The sequence below is a fragment of the Variovorax paradoxus B4 genome (assembly GCF_000463015.1).
In the GTDB taxonomy this organism is placed as follows: domain Bacteria; phylum Pseudomonadota; class Gammaproteobacteria; order Burkholderiales; family Burkholderiaceae_C; genus Variovorax; species Variovorax paradoxus_E.
This window is the reverse complement of record NC_022247.1, coordinates 3,316,976-3,337,448: the sequence shown is the minus strand read 5'-3', so window position 1 is coordinate 3,337,448 and position 20,473 is coordinate 3,316,976. Positions and strand designations below refer to the sequence as shown.

Below are 20,473 nucleotides of genomic sequence, written 5' to 3'. Positions count from 1 at the left end.
GCAGTCATTTGGCTGCTGTTGCGGCATGGAATTCAACCGCCCGCCACAACTGGGTGAAAATGTCGATGTGCGCCGGCCTTTGCCGGCGCCTTCGCTTTCTCTCTTCAGACAACGATTTCGCGCAAGTGACCTCTACTTCTTCCAAGCCACACGACCTCCAGGCCCTCGACACGCTCACCGGCGGCGCCTTCACCGCGCCAACTTCGGGCGAGCGCGCCGCGCGCATCCGCGACTGGCTCGCGGGCAACCCCGCGCCCGAGCAGATGCAGGAAGTCTTCAAGGAGCTGAGCGGCCGCGACAAGGGCGCCGCGCGCCTGCTGCGCGAAAAGCTCGACGAACTCAAGCGCGCCAAGGGCCAGGAGGCCATTGCCGCCGAATGGGCGCAAAAGGCCGAGGCGCTGCTGGCCCAGTCCAAGCTCAACATCGCCGATGCGCTCGCCTGGCAGCGCGATGCCGCCAAGGCCGGCGCGCCCCTCTCGCGCGAACCGCTGGCAGGTTTCAAGGTGCAATTGGCCGACCGGGTCAAGGGCATCGAAGACCTCCAGCACCGTGCCCAGGTGCACCGCGAGGCCGCCGTGCTGCTGGCCCAGCGCTTCGAAGTGCTGTCGACCAAGGGCTGGCAGGACGCCCAGGCCGCCGAGGAATCGCTGCGTGCCGATGTGACCCACTGGCAGCAGCAGGCGGCCGACATCACGGCCGATGCCAACTGGAACAGCCTGGACGCCAGGTTTGCCCCGCAGCTCGAGTCGTCGAAGGCGCAGTTGCTGGTCGTGTCCGATGCGTTCCATGCGGCGCTGGCCCAGGCGCAGGCCGCGGCCGCCGACCCTGCGGCTGCCTTGCCTCCGGTGCCGGTGTGGGCCGACGAACTGCGGGCTGCGCGCGGCGAAGTGATCGCCCCCAAGGCGGCGCCAGCCAAGCCCGCCGCACCCAAGGTCGATCCGGCCGTGCGCGCAGCGGCGCAGGACGCCGTGCAGGCGGCCCTGGCCAAGCTCGAACAGGAAACCGCCGAAGGCCACGGCAAGGCCAGCGCCGGCGCGGCCGCCGCGCTGCGTGCGGTGCTGAAGGAACACGGCAAGCTGGTCGAGGCACCGCTCGAAGGGCGCGTGCATGCGGCGCTGGTCGCGGCCGGCGAGCTCGAAGGCTGGCAGCGCTGGAGCGCCGACAAGGTGCGCGAGGACCTCGTCGCCAAGGCCGAAGGCCTGCTCAAGCGCCCCGAAGGCCAGGCGCTCGGCGGCCGCAAGATGCAGGAAACGCTGCGTTCGCTGCGAGATCAGTGGAAGCAGGCCGACCAGGGCGGCGTGCCCAACCATGCGCTCTGGAAGCGCTTCGACGAAGCCTGCAACGAAGCCCACAAGGTGGTGGAGGCCTGGCTCGAGAAGGTTCGCGCCGATGCGGCAGAGCATCGCGCCCACCGCGTGGCACTGATCGAAGAGGTCAGGGCCTGGGCGGCCGAGCACGCCAGCGCCTCCGACCTGAAGGCGCACAACCGCGCGCTGCACCAGTTCGCCGACCGCTGGCGCGATGCCGGCCACGTGGGCGAGAAGGTCTTCGCCGAACTGCAGCCGCAATGGAACGAGGCCTTCGGTGCCGCGCGCGCGCCCTTCGAGGAAGCGCAGAAGGCCAGCATCGAACGGCGCCAGGCCATGATCGCTGAGGCGGCCGAGCTCGGCGCCCAGCCCATGCTGCGCATCGATGCCGTCAAGGCGCTGCAGCAGCGCTGGCAGGCCGAGGCCCAGAGCGTGCCGCTCGACCGCCGCCATGAGCAAAAGCTGTGGGACGCGTTCCGCGCACCCATCGACGAAGCCTTCAACCGCAAGACGGCCGAGCGCGAAAAGGTCTCCTCTGCAATGAGCGAGCACGACCGCCATGTGCTCGAGGCCTCCAAGGCGCTGGACGCGGCCAATGCCGGCGGCGATGTGCAGAAGATCCGCGCCGCCATCGCGCGGCTCGAAGCCGCGCTGCGTGGCGAGGCGCCTCCGCCTGCGCCGGCACCTGCCGCAAAGCCTGAGCCCTCCAGCGACGGCCCCGCCGTGGGCGCCACCGAAGTGGTCGCGCCCGGACAGGCCGCAGCCGAGTTCGGCGAAAGCGCCGAGCAGGCGCCGGGCTCGAGCGACGCGGAAGCCCTGCCGGGCACGCCCGCTCCGGCACACGCCGCTGCCAGCCCCGATCTCGTTGCGCCGGCCGACGGCGCCGACGCATCGGCGCGCTCCGACGGCGCGGCACATGAAGCCGGCGAAGCGGCCGCGGCCGAAGAAGCCAAGGCACCGCCGAAGCCCGCTCCCAAGCCCGTGGTTGCCGTGCGCGGCGACGACCGTCCCGGCAACAAGAAGGCCGAGGCCGTGCCTGCGGGACGCGCGGGCGGCCGCTTCGGCGACCGGCGCGACGGTGCCCGTCCGGGACCGGGTGGCCCTGGCCGCCCAGGCGATCGCGGAGCGCCTCGTCCTGATGGCCGCGGCGACCGCGGTGCGCCGGCCGGACGCTTCGGCGACCGTCCGCCGCGCTTCGAGGACCGTGGTCCGCGTCTCGGCGACACCGCTTTCCGTGCCCAGCGCGAAGCGCTCGAGCGCGCCGACCTCGCGCTGCGCAAGCTGGCGGCCCAGGCCCATGGCGAAGCACTCACGCAGGTGCTTGGCGCATGGGAACAGCGCGACGCCTCGCGGCTGCCCAGCGTCCAGGAACTCGGACGCGCGGTCACGCCCGCGGTGCGCAGCGGCTGGTCTCAGGCCATCGGCTCAGCGCCCAAGGCCGCGCCCGATGAAGCGGCCGAAGCACTGCTGCGCCTCGAAATGGCCGCCGAAGTGCCGACGCCTGCCGAGCAGCTCGACGCACGCCGCGCGCTGCAGCTCAAGCTGCTGACGAAGCGCGGCGATCCGCCGCCGGTCCAGACCTGGGGCCAGGATGCCGGCAAGGTGCTGGCTGCCGCGCACGATGCGGCCAGCGCGCGCCGGCTGCAGAACGCGTTGAAGGCCTTGCTGCGCAAGTAAGGCACCAGCGTGCGTTCATGAGAAAGGGCCCGCCTCGTGCGGGCCTTTTCACTTCACTGACCCGACCCGTTCTGAAAAAGGCCAGCCCAGGCTCAACGAGCGACCAGGGCCGTCTTCAGGCCGGCTCAAGGCAGCTTGGCCAGGATCTCGTCCATTTCCCCGGCGGTGTAGGCGCGCAGGGAGCGCGTGCGCACATTGCCCTGCATGGCGACAGCTAGACTGAATGCGGCCAGCGCCTGTTCCCCCTCGGCCTCCAGCACGCAGACCACGTCGCAGTCGCCCATGGTCCAGAAGATCTCGCGCATGGTGACGCCGAGCTTTTGGGCCATTTCCTTGGCGGCAGCGGCGCGCTTGGTGGTTTCCTTGACGCTCTGAATGCCCTTGTCCGTGAAGTTCAGCATACCGATATAGGTCACCATTTTTCGCTCCTGTGTTATCCGCGGGGGGACGAATCACATGAGGCAACGCCGCCCGCGACGGCGACGCTTCACGTCATCACACGCGCAGCGCTGCTGTGGTGGGCGATGGCGGCAGCGATGCTACGCCTGCGGCCTGCAAAGGCAAGACGCCACGACCAACGCATACCCTGGACAGGGTATGCGGGCCGGTATCGTTCGCGTAAGCAAGGAAACGCAGACGTGATGGACGATCAGGCCCGTTCGGGCCGAAAGAACGCATCGAAGAGAACCAGCACCGCCGGGAAGTCCCGGGCGAAGTTCGGACGGTTCACGAAGTAGGCCTCGCAGGCCACGGCGAAGAACTCGCTGATCGATGTCGCGCCGTAGTCGTCGAGCCAGGGCGGTTCGGCGCCGAAGCGCTCGGCGAGGATCGTCTTCTCGCGAAAGTCTTCATATGCCGGCTGCAGCACGGCGAGCCAGGCGGCGCGGGATTCGCGCGCGCTGCGCTTGCCTGCAAAACCGGCCGGCAGTGGCGGGCAGCCGTCGGCATCGCCTGCGCGCATGTCGATCTTGTGGGCGAACTCATGGATCACCACGTTGTAGCCGCCGGCGCTCGTGATGCTGCTCGCGAGCACGTCCTGCCAGCTCAACATCACCGGTCCGCGGTCCATGGCTTCGCCGGACACCACCTCGTCGTATTCGTGCACCACCTGTGCTTCATCGATGATCTTTCGGCGTGCGACGACCTCGGACGGGTGCACCACGATGCCGACGAAATCGTCGTACCAGTCCAGCCCGCCCTTCAGGTTCAACACCGGCAGCACCGCTTGAGCGGCGATCGCCAGTGCAACCTCGTCGGTGATGACGAAGCCCTGGGTGCCATGGAATTCCTTGTCGCGCAGAAATTCGGCTGCCAGGGTGCGCAACCGTTGCTGCGCGGCGACGGGCAATGCGCCAAGGAAGGCATAGCGCTCAAGCGTGGCGCGCCAGGCGGCTTCGGGAATCGGGGGCAGGGCGCGCAACCGGCGCAGCCACTTGAACATGGCCCGCGCTAGCGCAGGTCGACGCGCTGTGCGCCGGCGGTGGAAAGGCACAGCAGCTGCGCGCGCGGCGGATGGGCCGCGGCATCCCAGTCGCTCAGCACCATGCGCTTGAGGCCGTCTCCCAGGTCGTGATCGGCGGGGCGGTGCGTGTGGCCGTGCACCAGCGTGCCTGCGCGCGCCTGCTGAAGCCATTGGCGGGCGGCACCGCCGTCCACGTCGGCCCAGCGCGCCGATGGATTGCGCTTGCGGTCTTCGCTTTGCGCACGCATGGAGCGCGCGAGCGCGCGGCGCTCGGCCAGCGGCCTGGCCAGAAAAGCGGCCTGCCACTCGGGCGTGCGCACCTGGGCGCGGAACTCGAGGTAGTCGGTGTCGTCCAGGCAAAGGATGTCGCCGTGGCTCAGCAGCCAGCGTTCGCCGTGCAGCACCAGCACCGTGGGGTCGTCGAGCAGCGTGAAGCCGCACTGGGCGGCGAGCGCCGGGCCCACGAGGAAGTCGCGGTTGCCGTGCATGAAGTACACGGGCAGCCGTCCGGCCGTGCGGCGCAGCAGCTCGGCGCACTCGGCCTCGAAGCCGGGCAGGGCGGCTGCGTCGTCGCCCACCCACACTTCGAACAGGTCGCCGAGAATGATCAGCGCATCGGCCGGCGTGGTCTGCAGATAGCCGCGCCAGGCCTCGAAGGTGGCGGGCTCGTCGGCCTGCAGGTGCAGGTCGGAAATCAGGTCGACGGTACGCCACGCGGACGGTGCGAGCAGCTCCTTGAAAGCCGGATGTGCCGCCATGCTCGTGCCGCGCCGTGCCCGTTCGTTATTCCGCGACGAGAACGGCCTTTTCGATCACGACGTCCTCGAGCGGCACGTCGTCGTGGAAGCCCTTGCGGCCCGTCTTCACGGCCTTGATCTTGTCCACCACGTCGGTGCCGCCGGTGACCTTGCCGAACACCGCGTAGCCCCAGCCCTGGGCCGAGGGGGCGGTGTGGTTCAGGAAGCCGTTGTCGGCCACGTTGATGAAGAACTGGGCGGTGGCCGAATGCGGCGCGCTGGTGCGGGCCATGGCCACGGTGTAGTTGTCGTTCTTGAGGCCGTTGTTGGCTTCGTTCTCGATTTCGGCGCCGGTGGGCTTTTGCTTCATGCCGGGCTCGAAGCCGCCGCCTTGCACCATGAAGCCCGGGATCACGCGATGGAACACCGTGTTGTCGTAGTGACCGTTCTTCACATAGTTGACGAAATTCTCGGCCGACTTCGGCGCCTTGGCGCTGTCGAGTTCGAGCGTGATCACGCCGTAGTTCTTGATGTGCAGTTCGACTTTGGGGTTGCTCATGAGGGAGTCCTTCCTTCGGATGTTCGGAGATTATTTCGCCAGTGTGGCGGACTTGATGATGATGGGTTCGAGCGGCACGTTCTGCATGCCGCCCTTGTTACCGGTTTGCACGGCACGGATCTTGTCGACCACGTCGGTGCCCGACACGATCCGGCCGAACACCGTGTAGCCGTAGCCGTCGGGGTTGGGCGCGTTGAGTGAATCGTTGTTCTTCACGTTGAAAAAAAACTGCGAGGTGGCCGAATTCGGATTGCCCGTGCGGGCCATTGCAATTGTGTACCGATCGTTCTTCAGGCCGTTGCTGGCTTCGAGCGGGATGGGCGCGCGCGTGGGCTTTTGTTGCATGTCGGCCGTGAAGCCGCCGCCCTGGATCATGAAGCCGTCGATCACGCGGTGGAACACGGTGCCGTCGTAGTGCTTGTCCTTGACGTACTGCAGAAAGTTCTCGACCGTCTGGGGCGCCTTGGCCTGGTCGAGTTCGACCAGGATGTCTCCGGCCGAGGTGGCAAGCCTCACGCGCGGCCCGGGCTGCTGTGCATGGACGACGCCTGAAAGGGCGAGCGAGGCCGCCAGCATGAGTGCGCCGCGGCGGCTGAAACGGATGGGCAGGGAAGGGGCTTGGATCGTCAAGGAAGGCTCCGTGTGCGAATGATGTGGGGCGCGGGCCGGGCAATGCAAGCTGCCGCGGCCAAGGCACTGCCGGCAGTTGTTACTTGCTGGAGCGGCCGACCGGCTTGCGAACTTCGGGCGGTGCAGCCGGCAGGGCCGCGGCATCGGCTTCGGCCTTGGGCGTGAAGATCTGGCGGATCAGCGAGAGCTTGGGCGCCACGCTGGCGGTGGTGCTGGCGAATTGCTGCGCCCGCACATATTCCTGGGCCGCCAGGCGGGCATAGACGTCGCCGAGGTTCTCGTGCGCGGTGGCGTAGTTGGGGTTCAGCTTGAGCGCCTGCTCCAGCGCGGCGCGCGCCTGGTCGAACTTGCTCTGCGATGCGTAGAGCGCAGCCAGGTTGTTGTAGGGCTCGGGCAGTTCGGGAAAGTCCTGCGTCATCTGCGTGAACGCGGCAATGGCCTCGTTCTGCTTTTTTTGCTCGGTGAGGATCACGCCGCGCAGAAAGCGCATCTGTGGGTCGCGTGGCTTGCCGGCAATGTAGGCATCGGCCTTGGCGAGCGCCTCGTTCGACTTGCCCTGGCGCAGCAGCTGGTTGACGTCGTCGTAGTCGTTGGCGTAGGCAGCGGAACCCCACAGGCTGAACAGCAGTGCGAAGGCGATGGAGAGTTTGGAGAACGCGACGTGCTTCATGAAGCCTCGGCAGGAGTGGGAAATGCGGGCTTCGAAAACACCCGGAATGCGACGGCAGCAGCCGTTTATACTGCGGTGCATTGTAGCCGAGGGGCCATGTCCAACCCCTCGTAGCCACTGTCCCGTCACCCCTGAAATACACCGTCGTTCGCCCGTACCGCACGAGCGCGAAGCGACGCTTTCCGAACCTCATGAGTCTGCGCATCTACAACACGCTTTCGCGTGAACTGGAGGAGTTCTCCCCATTGCAACCGGGCCGGGTGCGCATGTACGTGTGCGGCATGACGGTCTATGACCTGTGCCACCTGGGCCACGCCCGCTCGATGATCGCGTTCGACGTCGTGCAGCGCTGGCTCAAGGCGAGCGGCTATGCCGTGACCTACGTGCGCAACATCACCGACATCGACGACAAGATCATTCGCCGTGCCGTCGAGAACGGCGAGACGATCCGCTCGCTCACCGACCGCATGATCGACGCGCTGCACGAAGATGCCGATGCGCTCGGCATCGAGCGGCCCACCCATGAACCCCGCGCCACCGACTACATCCCGCAGATGCTGTCGATGATCGGCACGCTCGAGAAGAAGGGCCTGGCCTATCGCTCGGACAACGGCGACGTGAACTACGCGGTGCGCAAGTTCCCGGGCTATGGCAAGCTCAGCGGCAAGTCCATCGACGAACTGCACGCGGGCGAGCGCGTGGCCGTGCTTGACGGCAAGGACGATCCGCTCGATCCGGTGCTCTGGAAGAGTGCCAAGGCGAGCGAACCCGAGGAAGTGAAGTGGGCCAGCGAGTTCGGCCCGGGCCGTCCCGGCTGGCATATCGAGTGCTCGGCCATGGCCTGCGAGCTGCTGGGCGAAACACTCGACATCCATGGCGGCGGCGAAGACCTGCAGTTTCCGCACCACGAGAACGAAATTGCGCAGAGCGAAGGCGCAACCGGCAAGCCGCTGGCCAACTACTGGATGCACAACGGCTTCATCGTGACCGACAACGAGAAGATGTCCAAGAGCCTGGGCAACTTCTTCCTGATCCGCGACGTGCTCAAGAAGTACGACGCCGAAACCATCCGCTTCTTCGTCGTGCGGGCGCACTATCGCCGCCCGCTCAACTACAGCGACGTGCATCTCGACGATGCCCGCGCTTCGCTCAAGCGGCTCTACACGGCGCTCGACCTGGTCGCACCGCAAGCGGTGGCCATCGACTGGAGCGACCCGTATGCGGCGCGCTTCAAGGCCGCGATGGACGAGGACTTTGCAACGCCCGAGGCCGTGGCCGTGCTGTTCGACCTGGCGGGCGAAGTGAACCGCACGCAGTCGCCCGCGCAGGCTGGGCTGCTGAAGGCGCTCGGCGGATGCCTGAACATCCTGCAGGACGATCCGACGCGCTTCCTGCGCGCGGGCACCACGCTGGACGAAGCCACTATCCAGGCGCAGATCGACGCGCGCGCGGCCGCCAAGGCCGCGAAGAATTTTGCCGAGGCCGATCGCATCCGCAACGACCTCCTGGCGCAGGGCATCGTGCTGAAGGATTCGCCCACCGGTACAACCTGGGCCGCAGCGCAGTGAACGGAACCACCAACCCCATGCCTGCTTCGAAAAACCCGGCGGTTCAGATCTTCACGCCGGACTATTGGGAAGAGGCCTGCAAGCACCTGTCCAAGAAGGACCGCGTGATGAAGCGGTTGATCCCGAAGTTCGGCGATGCCTGCCTCGAGTCGCGCGGCGACGCATTCACCACGCTCGCGCGCAGCATCGTGGGCCAGCAGATTTCGGTGAAGGCTGCGCAGACGGTGTGGGACAAGTTCGCGCTGTTGCCGCGCAAGCTGACGCCGGCCAACGTGCTCAAGCTCAAGGTCGACGACATGCGCGGGGCGGGGCTGTCGGCGCGCAAGGTCGAGTACCTGGTCGACCTGGCCATTCACTTCGATTCGGGCGCCGTGCACGTCGACGCCTGGAAGGACATGGCCGACGAGCTCATCATCGATGAACTCGTGGCCATCCGCGGCATCGGCCGCTGGACGGCCGAGATGTTCCTCATCTTCCACCTGATGCGCCCCAACGTGCTGCCGGTCGACGACCTCGGCCTGCTCAACGGCATCAGCGTGAACTATTTTTCGGGCGATCCGGTGAGCCGCAGCGATGCCCGCGACGTCGCCGTGGCCTGGGCGCCGTATTGCAGCGTGGCGACTTGGTATATTTGGCGATCGCTCGACCCGGTACCGGTCGCATACTGAACAACAGGAGAAGACGTTGGCGAAACGAACCTTCCTCGACTTCGAGCAGCCCATTGCTGAACTCGAAACAAAGATCGAAGAACTGCGCTATGTACAGACCGAATCGGCGGTCGACATCTCGGAGGAAATCGACCAGCTCGGCAAGAAAAGCCAGCAGCTCACCAAAGACATCTACAGCGACCTGACGCCCTGGCAGATCACCAAGATCGCGCGGCATCCGGAGCGGCCCTACACGCTCGACTACGTCAACGAGATCTTCACCGACTTCGTCGAACTGCACGGCGACCGGCACTTTTCCGACGACCTCTCCATCGTGGGCGGCCTGGCGCGCTTCAACGGCACGCCGTGCATGGTGCTCGGCCACCAGAAGGGGCGCGACACCAAGGAGCGCACCGCGCGCAACTTCGGCATGAGCAAGCCCGAGGGCTACCGCAAGGCCCTGCGCCTCATGAAGACGGCCGAGAAATTCAAGCTGCCGGTCTTCACCTTCGTCGATACGCCCGGCGCCTATCCGGGCATCGACGCCGAGGAGCGCGGCCAGTCCGAAGCCATCGGCCGCAACATCTACGAAATGGCGCAGCTCGAAGTGCCGATCATCGTCACCATCATCGGCGAAGGCGGCTCCGGCGGCGCGCTGGCCATTTCGGTGGGCGACCAGCTCGTGATGCTGCAATATTCGATCTATTCGGTCATCAGCCCGGAAGGCTGCGCCTCCATTCTCTGGAAGACCAGCGACAAGGCGCAGGAAGCGGCCGATGCCCTCGGCATCACCGCGCACCGCCTGAAGGCACTGGGCCTGGTCGACAAGATCGTGAACGAACCGGTCGGCGGCGCGCACCGCGACCATCGCCAGATGGCCGCTTTCCTCAAGCGCGCGCTCAACGACGCCTTCCGCCAGGTCAGCGACCTGAAGCCGAAGGAGCTGCTCGAGCGCCGCTACGAACGCCTGCAGAGCTACGGGCGCTTCAACGACACCAAGGCCGACACCGGCAGATAAAAAAGCAAGCGCGCTGCTCCATGAACGAAGCCTTCGAACGCGCCATGGCCGCGTTCGAGCCGGCGCATTTGCCGCTGGCGGTGGGCTTCAGCGGCGGTGCGGATTCCACGGCCCTGCTGGCCGCTTGCGCATCGGCCTGGCCGGGCCGGGTGGTTGCCTTTCATGTGCACCATGGCCTGCAGGCCGCGGCCGACGATTTCGAGCGCCATTGCGCGGCCGTGTGCGAGCGCCTCGGCGTGCCGCTGGTGGTGCACCGCGTGGACGCACGGCATGCGCAGGGCGACAGCCCCGAAGATGCGGCACGCCGCGCCCGCTACGAGGCCTTTGCCGCGATGGCGCGCACGGACACAACGGCTGGCGCTATCAAATCGATAGTCCTCGGGCACCATGCCGACGACCAGGTCGAGACCCTTCTGCTGGCCCTCTCCAGGGGCGCGGGTCTGCCGGGGCTCGCTGCCATGCCCGCGCATGCGCAGCGCAATGGCCTGGACGTCCACCGTCCGCTCCTGGCGGTGCCCGGCGCCGACATCCGGGCGTGGCTGAAAGGCCTCGATCTGCCCTGGATCGAAGACCCGACCAACGAGGACGAGCGCTACACCCGCAACCGGATTCGCGCCGTGCTGTTGCCGGCGCTGGCGCGCACTTTCCCCCAGTTCCGCGCCACCTTCGCCCGCAGCATCGGGCATGCCGCGCAGGCACAGGAGCTGCTGGGCGAACTCGCGGCGCAGGACCTGGCCGTGGTGGGCAATCCGCCCCGCATCGCCGCGCTGCAGGCGCTTTCGCGCGCGCGGCAGGCCAATGTGCTGCGGCACTGGCTGATGCAGGCGCACGGCTGCGCGCCCAGCGCGGCGCAGCTCGACCAGCTGCTGGACCAGGTTCGCGCCTGCACCACCCGCGGCCATCGGATCCACCTCAAGGTGGCCAATGGATTTGCCCAGCGCAGGGGCGACCTGCTGCATTGGTACAATTCCGGGCCCTCGCCCAAGGCTTCGCGCTGACGGCTTGCAGGGCGCCGCGCTGGCACTCGGGAGTGCAGCGGCGGCCCTTTCTATTTCTCTGAAATCACCCATGGCATTGATCGTTCACAAATACGGCGGTACGTCGATGGGCTCGACCGAGCGCATCAAGAATGTCGCCAAGCGCGTTGCCAAGTGGGCGCGCGCCGGCCACCAGATGATCGTGGTCCCGAGTGCCATGAGCGGCGAAACCAATCGCCTGCTCGGCCTGGCCAAGGAACTGGCGCCCAGCAAACCGAGCGACGCCCACGGGCGCGAACTCGACATGCTCGCCTCGACCGGCGAACAGGCTTCCTCTGCGCTGCTGGCCATTGCGCTGCAGGCCGAGGGCATGGAAGCCGTGAGCTACGCGGGCTGGCAGGTGTCGGTGCGCACCGACAACTCCTACACCAAGGCGCGCATCGAGAGCATCGACGACGAACGCGTGCGTGCCGACCTGGATGCCGGCAAGGTGGTGGTCATCACCGGCTTCCAGGGCGTGGACGACAGCGGCAACATCACCACGCTGGGCCGCGGCGGCAGCGACACCTCGGCCGTGGCCATTGCGGCCGCGATGAAGGCGCACGAGTGCCTGATCTACACCGATGTCGACGGTGTCTACACCACCGATCCGCGCGTGGAGCCCGATGCGCGCCGCCTCTCGACCGTGAGCTTCGAAGAGATGCTCGAAATGGCGAGCCTGGGCTCCAAGGTGCTGCAGATCCGCTCGGTGGAATTCGCCGGCAAGTACAAGGTGCCGCTGCGTGTGCTCTCGAGCTTCACGCCGTGGGACATCGACATCAATGAAGAGGCCAAGTCCGGCACGCTGATCACTTTCGAGGAAGACGAAAACATGGAACAAGCCGTCGTATCCGGCATCGCTTTCAACCGCGACGAAGCCAAGATCTCGGTGCTCGGCGTGCCCGACAAGCCGGGCATCGCGTATCACATCCTCGGTGCGGTGGCGGACGCCAACATCGAAGTCGACGTGATCATCCAGAACCTCAGCAAGGACGGCCGAACCGACTTCAGCTTCACCGTGCATCGCAACGAGTATGCGAAGACGGTCGACCTGCTGCAGTCGAAGGTCATGCCCTCGCTGGGCGCGACCGAGATCGTGGGCGACACCAAGATCTGCAAGGTCAGCATCGTGGGCATCGGCATGCGCAGCCACGTGGGCGTTGCCAGCAAGATGTTCCGCGTGCTGAGCGAAGAGGGCATCAACATCCAGATGATTTCCACCAGCGAGATCAAGACCTCGGTCGTGATCGACGAAAAATACATGGAATTGGCCGTGCGCGCCCTGCACAAAGCCTTCGACCTGGACCAACCGGCCGCCTGATGGTGGCATAATCTCGGCTTCTTTCAGGAACTGTGACCGAGTGGCCGAAGGTGCTCCCCTGCTAAGGGAGTATGGGGTGTAGAGCCTCATCGAGGGTTCGAATCCCTCCGGTTCCGCCAGATAGCAAACGAAAACGCCCCTCACGGGGCGTTTTTCATGTGTGCCCAGCATGGGCGCGATCTTGGAGGTGAAAGTCCTCCCGCGAGCTGGCCACAGCGAGCGAAGTGAAGCGCAACTGCGTGAGGGTGACCGAGCGTGGGAAGGAAGCGTGGAGCGTAAACCGTGAGTCGAGGTACACAAACCGCATCTGAGGCGCTGCCAAGCAGGGCGAGTGGGCACGATGCAGCACCTGCAACAGGGCCTGCTGGATCAGCCTGTCCACCACGGTGGGAATCCCCAATTCCCGTGTCCCTCCGCCCGGCCCCCCGCGTCACAATAGTTGTCGCCTCCTTAGACCCAAGAACCCGGGGGCGGCGATGAAGGATGAGAGTGGCTCGATACGGACAAGCATTCAAGGACCGGGCGGTAGCAAGGTTGCTGCCGCCGGAGAGTTCGGCGCTGGAGGTAGTGGCGCGCGAGGTTGGCATTGGAGTGCAGACACTGGAGCGTTGGCGCGAGGATGCGCAGTCCATGCCCGCCCGAGGGCGGGCATGGACTGCGCGCGCGCGGCTTGAGGCGGTGATCACGACGGCGGCGATGCCCGAGGCGGCCAAGAGCGCCTGGTGCCGCGAGCACGGGGTATACCCAGCCGATCTGGACAAGTGGCGATCGAGCGCCACTGCCGCGCTGGCACAGCCTGAAGAGGCCCGTGCCAGCCCGCAGGCCACGCGGGCCGACCGCAAACGCATCAAGGAGCTCGAGCGCGACCTGCTGCGCAAGGACCGGGCGCTGGCCGAGACCGCAGCCCTGTTGGTACTCTCAAAAAATCTCGAGGCGATCTTCCACAAGGGAGGGGACGAATGATCGGCCTCGAAGATCGCCGGATCGTGGCCCAGAACATCTCCAAGGCTCACACCGCCGGCGCGCGGCTGCGCCTGGCCTGCGAGAGCGCCGGCATCGACGTGCGCACCCTGCAGCGTTGGCAGGCTCATGAAGGCCTCACCGCGGGCGATGGCAGGCCGCAGGCCGTGCGCCCCATACCCGGCCATGCCCTGAGCCAGGAAGAGCGCGCACAGCTGCTGGCGGTGGCCAATGAGCCGCGGTTCGCTGCCGTGCCGCCGGCGCGCATCGTGCCCATGCTGGCCGATGAGGGTGTGTACTTGGCCAGCGAGTCCAGCTTCAGTCGCGTCCTGCGCGCGCACGGGCAGAGCGCCCATCGCGGTCGTGCCAAGGCGCCCAGGGTCGTGCGCCCTCCCACGACGCACATCGCCGAGACACCGCGACAAGTCTGGTGCTGGGACATGACGTACCTGCCCGCGCAGGTGCTCGGGCGCTGGTTCCATCTCTACCTGATCCTGGACCTGTACAGCCGCAAGATCGTGGGCTGGGAGGTTCACGACACGGACGACTCCGACCATGCCGTGCACCTGGTGCGCCGCACGGCGCTGGCCGAGGGCATCGCCACCCTGGACACCAAGCCGGTGCTGCATGGCGACAACGGCTCCACATTGAAGGCCACGACAGTGCTGGCGATGCTCAACTGGCTGGGCGTGAAGCCGTCGTACTCCAGGCCTCGCGTGAGCGACGACAACGCCTATGCGGAAGCATTGTTCAGAACGGCCAAGTACCGCCCGGAGTTCCCCGCCAGGGGCTTCGCCGACCTGGACCACGCGCGCTCCTGGGCGGCCGGCTTCGTGCGTTGGTACAACCATGACCATCGACACAGCGGCATTCGCTACGTCAGCCCTGCGCAACGCCACAACGGCGACGATCAAGCCATCCTCGCTGCTCGCCACGCGCTGTACACCCGTGCCCGCGCGCTCAACCCAGCACGATGGTCAGGGCCTACACGCAACTGGTCGCCCATCGGCGCAGTGACTCTCAACCCCGAACGTGACTGCATCGTTCAGGCACATGCGAGGAACCCCAACATACAGCCGCTGGCTGCATGAAAGAGGCGACAACTACCTTGACGCGCGCCGCCGGCTTGGGGATGCCCACGCGGCGCACCGGCGCAGCATGAACCAGATCGCACAGGACCTGCAAGCGTTCCTGCCGGGGTGGAAGGCGTACTTCCAACTGGCACAGACGCCCTCGGTCTGGCGGCGACTGGACGAATGGTTGCGGCACCGCTTGCGAGCCATCCAGTTGAAGTTCTGGTGTCGGGGCCCGACCATGTACCGCGAACTGCGCGCCCTGGGTGCCAGTCGCGACGTGGCGGCCCGGATTGCGGCCAATGCTCGGCGCTGGTGGCACAACAGCGCGATGGCGCTGAACCGCGTGCTCACCATCGCGTACTTCGATGCGCTCGGAGTTCCCTGCCTGTGCTGACCTCAACTTCTCGAACCGCTCGGTGCGGACCCGCATGCCGGGTGGTGTGGGAGGGGACCGGTCTTCGCTGACCGGCCCCTATCCCGATTGGGGCGCTGCGCCGCGCAGCCACCCCTGCCGCGGCCCCCGCACGCCGTGACACATTGTCCCGCTCCTGGGACATCGCCAGCCCCCTGAATGCGCCCAAGCCCCGGCGCCCCCTCTGGGCGCATGGACGGAACGGCCCTTGCTATGACAAGCGAGTCCATGACCTCGCCTCATCGCCCACCGCCGCCCATGAGCTCCACCGACCTCGCCTTTGCTTCCAGGCTCGACCAGAGCGTTCGCACGGTGAGCGTGAGCGCGCCCGGGCGCCTGCACCTGGGCTTTCTGGACCCCTCGGGCTCGCTCGGGCGTGCGTTCGGCAGCCTGGGGCTGGTGATCGACGGCTTCACCACCGACGTGGAGCTGTCGGCGTCCGCGTCGGACCACCTGGCGGCCGATACGCCGGCCGGCGAAGCGGAACTGGCCCGCGCTGCGGACTATCTGGCGGTGCTGAAGCAGCGCAGCGGCCGCCATGCGCCGCTGTCGCTGCGGCTGCGCCATGCGCTGCCGACGCATGCGGGCTTCGGCTCGGGCACGCAGCTGGCGTCGGCGATCGGGCGGGCCTTTGCCGAATGGCACGGGCTCGATCTGGACACGGGCACGCTGGCGCACTGGCTCGGCCGCGGCCTGCGCTCGGGGGTCGGGATCGCGGGCTTCGACAGCGGCGGCCTGCTCCTCGATGGCGGCCCGGGCCCGGACGGGCTGCCTGCGCCGCTGCTGTCGCGCATCGAGTTTCCCGGGGAATGGCGCGTCATCGTGGTCCAGGACCCCGCGCACAAGGGCCTGTCGGGCGGCGCGGAGAAGAAGGCCATTGCGGCCTTGCCGCCCTTGCCGCAGGCGGGCGCGGCCGAGATCTGCCATCAGGTTCTGATGCGGGTTCTGCCCGGCGCCGCGCGTGCGGAGTTCGCACCGTTTGCCGCGGGCATCAACCGCATGCAGCAGCTGCTCGGCGAGCACTTCGCGTCGGCGCAGGGCGGCATCTACACGAGCGCTGCAGTCGGGCGGCTGATGCACTGGTTCGCGGATGCGAGCCGCGGGCATGATGCGGCCGTCGGCCAGAGCTCATGGGGCCCCACGAGTTTCGTGATCATGCCTTCGCACGTGCGGGCCGAAATGCTCGTCGATGCTGCGCGTGCCGCCGGGCAGCTCGACCCGCGGCTCGAGCTGCGCATCGTCTCGGGCCGCAACCGCGGGGCGGTGGTGCGCGACCGTACTGCCGAGCCGCGCAAGCGCTGAATCCGCTGCCGCGCATCGTTTACCCATCGCCAATCCTTCCACACGCAAACCCACACCAACGCAGGCCCTCATGGAACGTCCCCGCATCCTCCACATGTTCACCCCCGGCCGACAGATGAGTCCGTTCGACATCAACATGGCAGCGGACGCCGGCTACCAGATCATCGTGCCCTACTGCGAAGTGGGCCTGGACCGCATCACCGGGCTGACGCAGGACACCATCTTCTCGCGCGGGCCGAAAGGCGTGGCGCGCACCGGCATCTTCATCGGCGGGCGCGATGCGCAACTGGCAGCCGACATGCTCGAGCGCGCACGAACCTCGATGGTCAAGCCCTTCGTCGTCTCGCTGATGGCCGACCCGAGCGGCGCCTACACCACGGCCGCGGCCATGGTGGCCTGCGTCGAGGCCGCGTTGAAGCGTCACCACGCCCAGGGCCTGGAAGGCCAGCGCGTGGTGATCCTCGGCGGCACGGGGCCGGTGGGCCGCGTGGCGGGCGTGATCGCGGCGCAGGCCGGTGCCGAGGTGTACCTGTCCAGCCGCAACGGCATCGATGCGGCGCAGGAAGCGGCCGATGAAACCGGGCAGCGCTTCGGCGTGAAGCTGCACGGCCTCTCGGGCGGCGACCCCGACGCCGTGCGCCGCTCCATCGCCGATGCCGACGTGCTGCTGGCCTGTGCGGCTGCGGGCGTGCAGGTCGTATCGAGCGAGGCGCTCGGCGCCGCGACGCGGCTCAAGGTGGCGGCCGACGTGAACGCCGTGCCGCCCGAAGGCATTGCCGGCGTGGGCGTGATGGACGACGCCAAGCCATTGGCCGGCACGCAGGCCGTGGCCATCGGCGCGCTGGCGGTGGGCAACGTCAAGTACCAGACGCAGCATCGGCTGCTGGTGCAGATGTGCGAGGCCGAAAAAGCGCAGGTGCTGAGCTTTCCCGAAGCCTTTGCGGTGGCCCGCGCGTTCCTGGTCGAGCAGGCCGGAAAGACGGCTTGAAGCAGGCCGGCGCAATGCAGGCGATTGCCGTTGCCGCCATCTCTGCGCGCGCCATGGCCGAGGCGGCGGCAAGCGACGGCTTCAAGGTCATTGCGCTCGATCTGTTCGGCGATGTCGACACGCGCCGTGCTGCGTCGCGCTGGTTGCCCATCGGGGCGCCGGGCAGTTTGCACATCGAGTCCGAAAGCGTCCTGGCCGCGTTGCACACGCTTGCGCGGGAGGGCGAAGGAGGCGAGCCGGTGCTGGGCTGGATCGCAGGCAGCGGCTTCGAAGGCGAGCCCGAATTGCTGGAAGAGGGCGCGGCCGTGCTGCCGCTGATCGGCACCGCGCCCGCCGCCGTGCGGCGCCTGCGCGATCCGGCGGCTTTCTTCGGCTTTCTTGCGGCGCACGTCATACCCTTTCCGCAAGTGATGCTGCAGCCGCCCGAGGATCCCGCAGGATGGCTGATGAAGGACGCGCACGGCTGCGGCGGCTGGCATGTCCGCCATGCGCCCTGGTCGATGGACGAGCCGCCATCTTCGCACCACTATTTCCAGCGCGAAATGCCGGGGCTGCCGATGTCGGCCACCTTCATCGCCAACGGCCGAGACGTTCATGTGCTCGGCTTCAACGAACAGACTGTGCGCCGCTTCGGCACGCGGCCTTTCGTGTTCTGCGGTGCCGTCGGGCCGGTGCCCGTGGCAGAGGACATGGCACGCCGCGTGACGGCCATCGCGCGCACGCTGACTGCGGAGTTCGAGCTGCGCGGCCTGTGCAGCCTCGACTTCATGCGCGACGGCGATGCCATCGGCGTGCTGGAAGTCAATCCCAGGCCGCCGGCCAGCATGAGCCTCTACAGAATGCCTGCCGGTTCGCCGGGCGTGATGCAGGCGCATCTGCGCGCCTGCCTGGATGGCGAACTGCCGCCGCCGGTGCCATCGCATGCGCAAGAGGTCGAAGGCATCGAGATTGTCTTCGCGCAGCAGCCGTTGCAGCTCGACGCGGCCGCGGCGCAGCGCCTCGCCGCATGGCCCGGCATCCGCGACTTGCCCGAAGCCGGCCAGCGCTTCGACATCGACGACCCCCTGTGCACCCTGACCGCGAGTGGCAGCAACGCGCAGCAGGTGCGCGCCCGCTTGAACGAAGGCCGCGAGCGGCTGCTGCAATCACTGGAGACAAAGGCATGAGCAACACATCCCCGCCAGCGGCCGCTTCGGGCCTGAGCGTCAACCTGCTGGCCCGGCCGATGGTCGAGCGCCTGCTGGCCGATGCCGATGCGCTCGGGCTGCAGGTGCGCCGTGACGACACCGGCGCGCACATCGTCGATGCCGGCATCGAGGCGCGCGGCAGCGTGGCGGCCGGCTTGCAGATCGGCGAGATCTGCATGGGCGGGCTGGGCCATGTGAACCTGCGCAGCGGCGGCAGCGCCGAGGGCTGGCCCACGTGGCTCGACGTGCGCAGCTCGCAGCCGGTGCTGGCCTGCCTCGGCAGCCAGTACGCAGGCTGGAGCCTGTCGGCAACCAAGGAAGAGACCGGCGGCAAGAAGTTCTTCTCGCTCGGCTCGGGGCCGGCGCGCGCGCTGGCGGTCAAGGAAAAACTCTTTGCCGAACTGGGCTATCGCGACCATGCGCAATGCGGCGTGCTGGTGCTGGAAGTCGATCGCGCTCCGCCGAAGATCGTGATCGACAAGCTGCTGCGCGATTGCGGCCTGGCCGCCGAAGCGCTGACCCTGATCCTCACGCCTACCACCAGCCTGGCGGGCACCACCCAGGTGGTGGCGCGCGTGCTCGAGGTCGCGCTGCACAAGGCGCACGAGCTGGGCTTTGCGCTGGGCAACATCGTCGATGGCGCCGGCATCGCACCGCTGCCGTCGCCGAGCGCCGATGGCGTCGAGGCCATGGGCCGCACCAACGATGCCATTCTCTACGGCGGCCGCGTGCATCTGACGGTCCGCGGCGACGACGATGCGGCACGCGGTTTGGCCCGCGCGCTGCCGTCGCGCAATTCGCGCGACCACGGGCGCTCGTTCGCCGAGATCTTCAAGGAGGTCGAATACGACTTCTACAAGATCGACGGCGCCTTGTTCGCGCCGGCCGAGGTGTGGGTCAGCAACGTCGACAGCGGCAACACCTGGCACGGCGGCGCGCCCGACATGGCGCTGCTGCAGCGCCTGTGGCTGCAGGAGGCCTGACCATGCGTGTAGTCATCATGAGCGACGAGATCGGCTGGCACACGCGCCAGCTGCAGGCCGCACTGCGCGCACGTGGCGCGGTGGGGCGCTGCGTCGACCTGGCCGACTGCAACATCGACACCACCGCGGCGTGGCATGGCCTGGTCATTCCCGGCTATGGCCGCGAGCTGCCCGATGCGGTGCTGGTGCGCGGCATCGCCGGCGGAAGCTTCGAGCAAGTCACCAAGCGCCTGGGCGTGCTGCATGCCCTGCGCGAACTCGGCGTGCCGGTCTACAACGATGCACGCGCGATCGAGCGTTCGGTCGACAAGTCGATGACCAGCCTGCTGCTGCATGCCGCGCGCATTCCCGCACCCGCCACCTGGGCCACCGAATCGGCGGCGCAGGCGCGGCGCATCGCCATGCGCGAAACGGCCGCGGGCCACGCGCTGGTGCTCAAGCCCTTGTTCGGCTCGCAGGGCAAGAATCTGCAACTGGTGGGCGAGGTCGACGGCGTTCATCATCCGATGCCCGACATCGATGCCCGCTACGCGGGCCTGGCCTATCTGCAGCGCTTCGTGCCACCCATGGCCTCGCCGGGTTTCGACTGGCGCGTGATGGTGGTGGGCAGGCGCGCCGTCACGGCGATGCGGCGCGTCAGCGCGCACTGGATCCACAACGTGGCCCAGGGCGCACGCTGCGAACCGGCCGAGCTGGCACCCGCGCTCGCGCAATTGGCCGAAGGCGCAGCGCAGGCGCTCGACATGGACTACGCGGGCGTGGACCTCATCGCCGCGGCCAGCGGGCCGAAGATCCAGGTGCTCGAGGTCAATGGCGTGGCTGCCTGGCAGGGGCTGCAGCGCGTCACGGGGTTCAACATCGCGCGCGCCATCGTCGATGACCTGCTCGACCGCAAGCTCGCGCAAGCGCGCCGCTTCACGCAGCAGAGCCTGCCGCCGGAGCGCCGCGCCTGA

General features: G+C 67.6%; 18 protein-coding genes, 1 tRNA gene and 2 pseudogenes. 14 read left to right on the top strand and 7 right to left on the bottom strand.

Annotated features, from left to right (window positions below; translation table 11 throughout):
• Window positions 1-65 precede the first annotated feature (65 nt).
• Window positions 66-2,984: a DUF349 domain-containing protein gene (locus VAPA_RS15600; RefSeq protein ID WP_021007725.1), complete on the top strand. Its 2,919-nt coding sequence runs from the start codon at window positions 66-68 to the stop codon at window positions 2,982-2,984.
• A gap of 125 nt (window positions 2,985-3,109) precedes the next feature.
• On the opposite strand, the gene VAPA_RS15595 is transcribed toward VAPA_RS15600, so the two are convergent.
• The 6 genes from VAPA_RS15595 to VAPA_RS15570 all read right to left on the bottom strand — a co-directional run bounded on the left by VAPA_RS15595 (window position 3,110) and on the right by VAPA_RS15570 (window position 7,042).
• Entirely contained in the window at window positions 3,110-3,403 is a 294-nt protein-coding gene (locus VAPA_RS15595) for a GYD domain-containing protein (protein ID WP_021007724.1), read from the bottom strand.
• 230 nt (window positions 3,404-3,633) lie between these two features.
• Window positions 3,634-4,425, bottom strand: a complete 792-nt coding sequence (locus VAPA_RS15590; RefSeq protein ID WP_021007723.1) for a M90 family metallopeptidase — start codon at window positions 4,423-4,425, stop codon at window positions 3,634-3,636.
• Window positions 4,426-4,433: 8 nt separating this feature from the next.
• Window positions 4,434-5,204: a UDP-2,3-diacylglucosamine diphosphatase gene (locus VAPA_RS15585; RefSeq protein WP_021007722.1), complete on the bottom strand. Its 771-nt coding sequence runs from the start codon at window positions 5,202-5,204 to the stop codon at window positions 4,434-4,436.
• 25 nt (window positions 5,205-5,229) lie between these two features.
• Complete coding sequence (locus tag VAPA_RS15580; RefSeq protein WP_012748192.1) at window positions 5,230-5,742, bottom strand: peptidylprolyl isomerase; 513 nt, start codon at window positions 5,740-5,742, stop codon at window positions 5,230-5,232.
• Window positions 5,743-5,772: 30 nt separating this feature from the next.
• Entirely contained in the window at window positions 5,773-6,372 is a 600-nt protein-coding gene (locus VAPA_RS15575) for a peptidylprolyl isomerase (protein WP_021007721.1), read from the bottom strand.
• 79 nt (window positions 6,373-6,451) lie between these two features.
• The gene (locus VAPA_RS15570) at window positions 6,452-7,042 is read right to left on the bottom strand and encodes a tetratricopeptide repeat protein (protein ID WP_021007720.1); all 591 of its coding nucleotides are present in this window, start codon (window positions 7,040-7,042) and stop codon (window positions 6,452-6,454) included.
• A gap of 191 nt (window positions 7,043-7,233) precedes the next feature.
• Here VAPA_RS15570 and cysS point away from each other — a divergent pair, with 191 nt between their 5' ends.
• From cysS to VAPA_RS15540, 6 genes are all read left to right on the top strand, one after another.
• Window positions 7,234-8,610, top strand: a complete 1,377-nt coding sequence (cysS, locus tag VAPA_RS15565; protein WP_021007719.1) for a cysteine--tRNA ligase — start codon at window positions 7,234-7,236, stop codon at window positions 8,608-8,610.
• A gap of 17 nt (window positions 8,611-8,627) precedes the next feature.
• Window positions 8,628-9,278, top strand: a complete 651-nt coding sequence (locus tag VAPA_RS15560) for a DNA-3-methyladenine glycosylase family protein (protein WP_021007718.1) — start codon at window positions 8,628-8,630, stop codon at window positions 9,276-9,278.
• Between the two features lie 16 nt (window positions 9,279-9,294).
• On the top strand, window positions 9,295-10,275 hold the full coding sequence (locus VAPA_RS15555) for an acetyl-CoA carboxylase carboxyltransferase subunit alpha (protein ID WP_012748187.1): 981 nt from the start codon (window positions 9,295-9,297) through the stop codon (window positions 10,273-10,275).
• Between the two features lie 20 nt (window positions 10,276-10,295).
• Window positions 10,296-11,273 (top strand): tRNA lysidine(34) synthetase TilS, encoded by a 978-nt coding sequence (gene tilS, locus VAPA_RS15550; protein ID WP_021007717.1) that lies wholly within the window; start codon window positions 10,296-10,298, stop codon window positions 11,271-11,273.
• A 70-nt stretch (window positions 11,274-11,343) separates the two neighbouring features.
• A complete protein-coding gene (locus VAPA_RS15545) occupies window positions 11,344-12,612 on the top strand; it encodes an aspartate kinase (RefSeq protein WP_021007716.1) in 1,269 nt (422 codons plus the stop codon).
• 26 nt (window positions 12,613-12,638) lie between these two features.
• Window positions 12,639-12,731: transfer RNA gene (locus tag VAPA_RS15540), tRNA-Ser, on the top strand.
• A gap of 206 nt (window positions 12,732-12,937) precedes the next feature.
• On the opposite strand, the pseudogene VAPA_RS35620 reads toward VAPA_RS15540, so the two are convergent.
• Window positions 12,938-13,033 (bottom strand): annotated as a pseudogene (locus VAPA_RS35620) (reverse transcriptase domain-containing protein); the annotation flags it as partial.
• A 68-nt stretch (window positions 13,034-13,101) separates the two neighbouring features.
• Here VAPA_RS35620 and VAPA_RS15525 point away from each other — a divergent pair.
• The 7 genes and pseudogenes from VAPA_RS15525 to VAPA_RS15495 all read left to right on the top strand — a co-directional run bounded on the left by VAPA_RS15525 (window position 13,102) and on the right by VAPA_RS15495 (window position 20,473).
• A protein-coding gene (locus VAPA_RS15525) for an IS3 family transposase (protein ID WP_155248073.1) occupies window positions 13,102-14,663 on the top strand; the annotation gives its coding sequence in 2 pieces (ribosomal slippage) (window positions 13,102-13,531 and window positions 13,531-14,663; 1,563 coding nt in all).
• Window positions 14,664-14,709: 46 nt separating this feature from the next.
• Window positions 14,710-15,042: pseudogene (locus VAPA_RS15520) on the top strand (group II intron maturase-specific domain-containing protein); the annotation flags it as partial.
• Window positions 15,043-15,318: 276 nt separating this feature from the next.
• Window positions 15,319-16,362, top strand: a complete 1,044-nt coding sequence (locus VAPA_RS15515) for a beta-ribofuranosylaminobenzene 5'-phosphate synthase family protein (protein WP_021007714.1) — start codon at window positions 15,319-15,321, stop codon at window positions 16,360-16,362.
• Window positions 16,363-16,432: 70 nt separating this feature from the next.
• A complete protein-coding gene (locus VAPA_RS15510; RefSeq protein WP_021007713.1) occupies window positions 16,433-17,350 on the top strand; it encodes an NAD(P)-dependent methylenetetrahydromethanopterin dehydrogenase in 918 nt (305 codons plus the stop codon).
• Window positions 17,347-18,516 (top strand): ATP-grasp domain-containing protein, encoded by a 1,170-nt coding sequence (locus VAPA_RS15505; protein WP_230558875.1) that lies wholly within the window; start codon window positions 17,347-17,349, stop codon window positions 18,514-18,516. The genes VAPA_RS15510 and VAPA_RS15505 overlap by 4 nt, the downstream gene beginning before the upstream one ends.
• On the top strand, window positions 18,513-19,520 hold the full coding sequence (gene mch, locus VAPA_RS15500) for a methenyltetrahydromethanopterin cyclohydrolase (protein ID WP_021007711.1): 1,008 nt from the start codon (window positions 18,513-18,515) through the stop codon (window positions 19,518-19,520). The genes VAPA_RS15505 and mch overlap by 4 nt, the downstream gene beginning before the upstream one ends.
• Window positions 19,521-19,522: 2 nt before the next feature.
• Window positions 19,523-20,473: an ATP-grasp domain-containing protein gene (locus VAPA_RS15495; protein ID WP_021007710.1), complete on the top strand. Its 951-nt coding sequence runs from the start codon at window positions 19,523-19,525 to the stop codon at window positions 20,471-20,473.